Consider the following 5,416-nt stretch of genomic DNA (forward strand, 5'->3'; position numbering starts at 1 on the left):
CCCCTGTTACCACCGTGAAAGGGTGGTGTCTTAACCGCTTGACCAATGGGCCTTATATAATTCTTCAAAAGCTTTTTGAGCTTCTCGACATGTATTATAATACATTAAACAAGTTTTCATGTCAATATATTTTTAAAAACTTTTTTATTATTTTTTGTAAATATTTAATATTTAATGTTGCACTTAATATTAAGTACAACTAAATCACTTAATTTTATACAATAATATTCAATAGTATTAAGTATTATTACCCACTAGTATGGTTTTATAAAAGATCTAAATATTAATAGTATTTAGGTTTATGATAATTATATCAAAAGACTTTCTTTTTAATTTAACTCTTAGTTTAAAATCTTTCCATGGAAAAAATCCATGCTACTTCTAAATATATAGATGTACTAAATCATCCCTTAAATTAAACTTTAAGCTACTATGACTCATATCATGTTTAAGGATTAAATTCTATATTGTACATCTATATATAGGGCTTCAAATTTTAATCTAAGCTTATAATTTCATCTAAAAAATCATAAATTAAAAAATAAAATTTATTAATAAATTGATTCTTATATTTAAAATTCTATGATCTTCTATAAATTTGAAAGCTCAACTAAGGCACATCCATCTACTGCCTTTATATTATTTTCTCTGCAATAATCATGAATCTCATCACTCTCTGCTCCTGGTTGAATTAATACATGTTGTATGTTTAACTCCTTAGATTCTTTCAATATTTCTAATCCTCTAATTGGATTTATACATAGATCTAACACTTCAATAGTATAAGGAACATCCTTTAAAGAGTTAAAAGCTCCTTGAACTCCTTTAGGGTTAACCCCTTCTACCATATACCCTGCTGCTTTTAATCTATTTAAAATCTTATATGCATACTTACTGTCATTAGTAACATCTCCAACCACTGCCCACTTTTTAAAAGTCATAAAATCTTTAGCTTTCATAAAATTATACCTCCTTAAAATTAATAATTTATATTTATTGATAATGTTTTTCTTACCTTATATTATATTATTTTTCCCATGTATTTTAAATGGTATAATGTATTTATTAATATTTGTTATACCCTATATTTATTTTTTCCTATAAGGTGGTGATTTATTTATGAAAATAGCACTATGTCAAATGGATATACTATGGGAAGATAAAAACTTTAATAAAAATACAGTGTTAACCTTTGTGAAAGAAGCATCCTTAAAAAAATGTGAATTTATAATTTTTCCTGAAATGACCTTAACAGGATTTTCTATGGACACCCTTAATCTAGGAGAAGGATCTCTAAACGAATCCCCTACAGTTTTATGGTTTTCTAAGATTTCCAAAGAGTTTGGTATAAATATAGCCTTTGGATATATTGAAAAATTTCAAGGTAAAGCTAAAAATAACCTAGTAATAGTATCTTCTCAAGGTAAGGTTATGTCCTCCTATTCAAAAATTCACCCATTTTCTTTTGGTGAAGAATCAGAACATTATTTAGGTGGATCAGAATTTATAACAACCTTTATATCAGGTATAAAATTTGGAAGCACTATATGCTATGACTTAAGATTCCCTGAATTATTTCAGATTTTATCTAAGGATAGCCATTGTATAATAGTTATTGCTAGCTGGCCAAGGGAGAGATCATATCACTGGACTACTCTCTTAAAAGCAAGGGCTATAGAAAATCAATGCTATATTTTAGGAGTAAATCGAGTAGGAGCTTCTAATGGCTTAACCTACTGTGGTGATTCTATGGTAGTATCTCCTCTTGGAGATGTATTATGCCATAACTTCAATAATGAAGGGTTAGTTATATGTAATATTGTTAAATCAAAGGTTGAAAATTTAAGAAAAGATTTTAAAGTGAAACTAGATAGAAAAGAAAACTTATATACTTTAGGTTACAAAAGGAGTTAAATATGATACATCACGATATTATTATAATTGGTGGAGGAGCATCCGGTGTATTCTCTGCTATAAACTGTAAAGATTTTGGTATGTATGTGGCTATTTTAGAGGGAACAGATAGAATTTGCAAAAAAATTCTTACAACAGGTAATGGAAGATGCAATATAACTAATGAATTTATAAAATATCCTTTTATAAACTACCACAGCGATGAGAAGGATTTTTTCATTGATACCCTATCATCTTTTTCTGTAGAGGATACATTAAGCTTTTTTTCTGGTCTTGGTCTTCCTATAATGACCTTAGAAAATGGTAAGATGTATCCTATGTCTCTTCAAGCTTCTTCTGTTATAGATATAATAAGATTTGCTCTAGAAGAGAGAGAAATCCCAGTGTATCTTAATCATAAGGTACGTAATATAAAAAAACAAAACGGTAAGTATATAATATCAATAACTAATTCTGATAATACCTATAGTTGTGATAAATTAGTTATTGCTTGTGGTGGTAAAACTGCCCAAAGCACAGGTTCTGATGGATCTGGTTATACCCTACTTAAATCCCTAGGTCACGGTTTAATTGAGCCCTTACCTGCATTAGTACAGTTAAAGCTTGATCATAGTAGCTTAAAAGCATTATCTGGTGTTAAATTTAATGGATATGCTGAAATTCTCGTCGATGGAAAGGCTATGAGAAAGGAGTATGGTGAAATTTTATTTACTGACTATGGTATATCTGGTCCTCCTATACTTCAATTAAGCAGAATAGCCTCTAAGGCTTTATATAAAAGCAGAGAAGTAAAGATAAATATAGATATGATACCTGATGAGTCTCTAGAAGACCTAACTGCCTTTATTGATAATCACTTTGGTACCTTCTCTTACAGAAGCGTTTTTAATGCTTTTATAGGACTTATTAATAAAAAATTAATTCCTATCCTCCTTAAAGAAGCTACTGTAGACAATATTCATAAGCCTTGCTATAGTCTAAGCTTTAAGGAGAAATCTTCAATAATAAAGCTATTAAAGTCATGGGAGTTTAGAGTAATCGGAACTAATCCCTTTAACAATGCTCAGGTTACTTGTGGAGGAATAAACACAAAAGAGATTTGTAATAAAACTTTAGAATCTAAGCTAATGGAGAACCTATATCTATGTGGAGAGGTATTAGATGTTGATGGAGATTGCGGTGGTTTCAATCTTCAATGGGCTTGGAGCTCTGGATTTAAGGTTTCAAAAAGTATTTATGACAAAAATAAAGATGCTGAGTAGCATCTTTATTTTTTACTAAATTTTATCTCAATTATACTAAGTTCCTCATCCTCTTGATTTTTAAATCTATAAAGACCAACATTATCTTCCTCTAAGAATTCAGTTTCAACTCTTATTAAGTCCTTATACTTAGCTTCTTTTTTATAAATAACAATTATATTTTCGGGTAATAATACTTCTAATTTTTCCATAGGAGTGTTATTTATTGCCCAAGTTATGTAGTTAACATTGTTCACATGATTATTAGTATCTATATGATCATATTCTGTATAGAACCTACCTACTTCTTTTCCCTTAAAATTTCTTACATTACCCATTGGAAGCTCTAAATCACAAGATACATTATAAGCGTCACATATTTTCTTTGGAACTCTTATTGCCCTTCTTCTTTCTATATCTATCATAAGCCACATTGATTTTGCTTTTGCAACTATATTCCCTTCACTATTTAACACTTCAAAGGTTCTATAAGCATAAAATTTTCTAAAAGAATAGGTATCCGTCCTTACTGTTATTTCCTCCCCATAAGAGATATTAGAATTTAGCTCAATATCCCACTTATAAAGAACCCATGCCTTATTGTTTTCCTTTTGGAACTCTATACCTATTCCTAATTTTTCACTATGTTCTGTGGCAATATCTCCTAAAAAATTCATTAGAGCTGATAATTTTAACTTGCCAAATAAATCTACATCATAATAACAGACTTCATATTTTTTCTCATAAATACTCATATTGTCCTCCTTACTTATCCCTAACTAAATTGTATAACATCTTACTCCTACTTCCTAGATAAGTAAATGTTTATTAACAAATGTTAAAAAATTTCTCAATATTTATATAACTTTTGTGCAGAATACTTTTTCATCTAACTACGTAAACTAATGAGTAAATATATATTAAGGAGCATCTATTATGAAAAAATTTATAGCTTTTATATTAATTCCTTTGTTAGTACTATGTGGCTGTGATTCTTATAATAAGTTTTCCTCTGAGGTAAAAGGAATATCTGAAATTAACAATAATGATTCATCTTCCTACTATCCTATATTAGGGGAGTCCTCTAATCTATCAGAAGCCTCTAAGGATTCTATGGATATATGGAGAAAATACATAGTGGATTTGGCTAATAAAAATAAGGATTTAATATTTATTAACGGTCCTGAAAATTCTAGAAACGTAGCCCTAACCTTTGATGATGGTCCTGATAATAAAGTTACACCTAAAGTTTTAGATATATTAAAAAATAAAGGTGTCAATGCCTCCTTCTTTTTTCTAGGTGATAATATAGATAAATACCCTGAGATAGCTTTGAGAACTTTTGAAGAAGGGAACTTAGTTTTAAACCACTCCACTACTCATAAAGACTTAAGCAAGCTTTCAAAAGAAGATTTTGCTAAGGAGGTAGACACTACAGATGATAAGATTAAAAATTTAATTGGTAAAACACCAAATATAATTCGTCCTCCCTACGGAGCTATAAGTAATTTAGATGAATATAAGGAACGAAACTTAAAAATTGCATTATGGTCTATAGATACACTTGATTGGTCTAAAAGAGATAAAGATAATATATTAAGTAATGTAACAGATAACATAAGACCTGGAGATATTATTCTTATGCATACCTCTCTAGATACTGAAGCTACTGCAGAGGCTCTCCCATTAATCATAGACTATTTAAAGGAGAATAACTTTAATATAGTTACCTTAGATAAACTTTTAGGTATTCCTCCCTATAAATCAGATGACTCTTAATAGATTTTATAGATATAAAATTTATATCTATGTATATCCCATGAAAACTCAATTTCTTAATAGAATATGAACTTATTGTAGGTTAAATCTTAGTTCCAGATACACGATATTACCTCTATAATATAAAATAAAAGAGAAAGCCTTAAAGACTTTCTCTTTCTTAATTGTTTAATACATATAGTAATACCTCTGGGTCAACATCATGCATATCACATGCGTTTTGCAGAGTATCCCTTTGGGATGAAGAACAAGCAGCACAGCTTAAACCAAACTGCTCAAATATATCCATCGCTTCTGGATATTCATTTAATATATCTCCGATTAAGGTATCCTTAGTAATTTCCATAAAGATCACTCCATTCAAGTGATAATGATTTTCTAATGAAATTATATCTCAATAACTTCTTTTTGTCTATGGTTTAGAATAAAAAAAGGGGCTGTCTCAAAAATGATTAAAAATCATTTTTGAAGGCGGCTCCTTT

Annotated in this window: 6 protein-coding genes; 3 read left to right on the top strand and 3 right to left on the bottom strand. The window is 29.3% G+C overall.

The window, feature by feature from the left end; all coding sequences use genetic code 11:
- Positions 1-590: 590 nt before the first annotated feature.
- On the bottom strand, positions 591-959 hold the full coding sequence (locus AB2369_RS10915; protein ID WP_367666511.1) for a CoA-binding protein: 369 nt from the start codon (positions 957-959) through the stop codon (positions 591-593).
- A 160-nt stretch (positions 960-1,119) separates the two neighbouring features.
- Between AB2369_RS10915 and AB2369_RS10920 the strand changes: the two genes are divergently transcribed.
- Complete coding sequence (locus tag AB2369_RS10920) at positions 1,120-1,914, top strand: nitrilase-related carbon-nitrogen hydrolase (RefSeq protein ID WP_367666512.1); 795 nt, start codon at positions 1,120-1,122, stop codon at positions 1,912-1,914.
- Between the two features lie 2 nt (positions 1,915-1,916).
- The gene (locus AB2369_RS10925; protein ID WP_367666513.1) at positions 1,917-3,176 is read left to right on the top strand and encodes an NAD(P)/FAD-dependent oxidoreductase; all 1,260 of its coding nucleotides are present in this window, start codon (positions 1,917-1,919) and stop codon (positions 3,174-3,176) included.
- A gap of 5 nt (positions 3,177-3,181) precedes the next feature.
- Here the strand turns inward: AB2369_RS10925 and AB2369_RS10930 are convergent, their stop codons facing one another.
- Positions 3,182-3,910, bottom strand: coding sequence for an acyl-[acyl-carrier-protein] thioesterase (locus AB2369_RS10930; RefSeq protein WP_367666514.1), 729 nt, complete (start codon positions 3,908-3,910; stop codon positions 3,182-3,184).
- Between the two features lie 181 nt (positions 3,911-4,091).
- Here AB2369_RS10930 and AB2369_RS10935 point away from each other — a divergent pair, with 181 nt between their 5' ends.
- Entirely contained in the window at positions 4,092-4,934 is an 843-nt protein-coding gene (locus AB2369_RS10935) for a polysaccharide deacetylase family protein (RefSeq protein ID WP_367666515.1), read from the top strand.
- A gap of 160 nt (positions 4,935-5,094) precedes the next feature.
- Here the strand turns inward: AB2369_RS10935 and AB2369_RS10940 are convergent, their stop codons facing one another.
- Complete coding sequence (locus tag AB2369_RS10940; protein WP_367666516.1) at positions 5,095-5,280, bottom strand: DUF1858 domain-containing protein; 186 nt, start codon at positions 5,278-5,280, stop codon at positions 5,095-5,097.
- Between the last annotated feature and the right edge of the window lie 136 nt (positions 5,281-5,416).

The organism is Clostridium sp., from assembly GCF_040797585.1.
In the GTDB taxonomy this organism is placed as follows: Bacteria; Bacillota; Clostridia; order Clostridiales; family Clostridiaceae; genus Clostridium_Z.

Bases quoted from the DNA above. Each gene is read 5' to 3' on its own strand.
- AB2369_RS10915 (WP_367666511.1), bottom strand. From the start codon at position 959: ATGAAAGCTAAAGATTTTATGACTTTTAAAAAGTGGGCAGTGGTTGGA.
- AB2369_RS10920 (WP_367666512.1), top strand. From the start codon at position 1,120: ATGAAAATAGCACTATGTCAAATGGATATACTATGGGAAGATAAAAAC.
- AB2369_RS10925 (WP_367666513.1), top strand. From the start codon at position 1,917: ATGATACATCACGATATTATTATAATTGGTGGAGGAGCATCCGGTGTA.
- AB2369_RS10930 (WP_367666514.1), bottom strand. From the start codon at position 3,910: ATGAGTATTTATGAGAAAAAATATGAAGTCTGTTATTATGATGTAGAT.
- AB2369_RS10935 (WP_367666515.1), top strand. From the start codon at position 4,092: ATGAAAAAATTTATAGCTTTTATATTAATTCCTTTGTTAGTACTATGT.
- AB2369_RS10940 (WP_367666516.1), bottom strand. From the start codon at position 5,280: ATGGAAATTACTAAGGATACCTTAATCGGAGATATATTAAATGAATAT.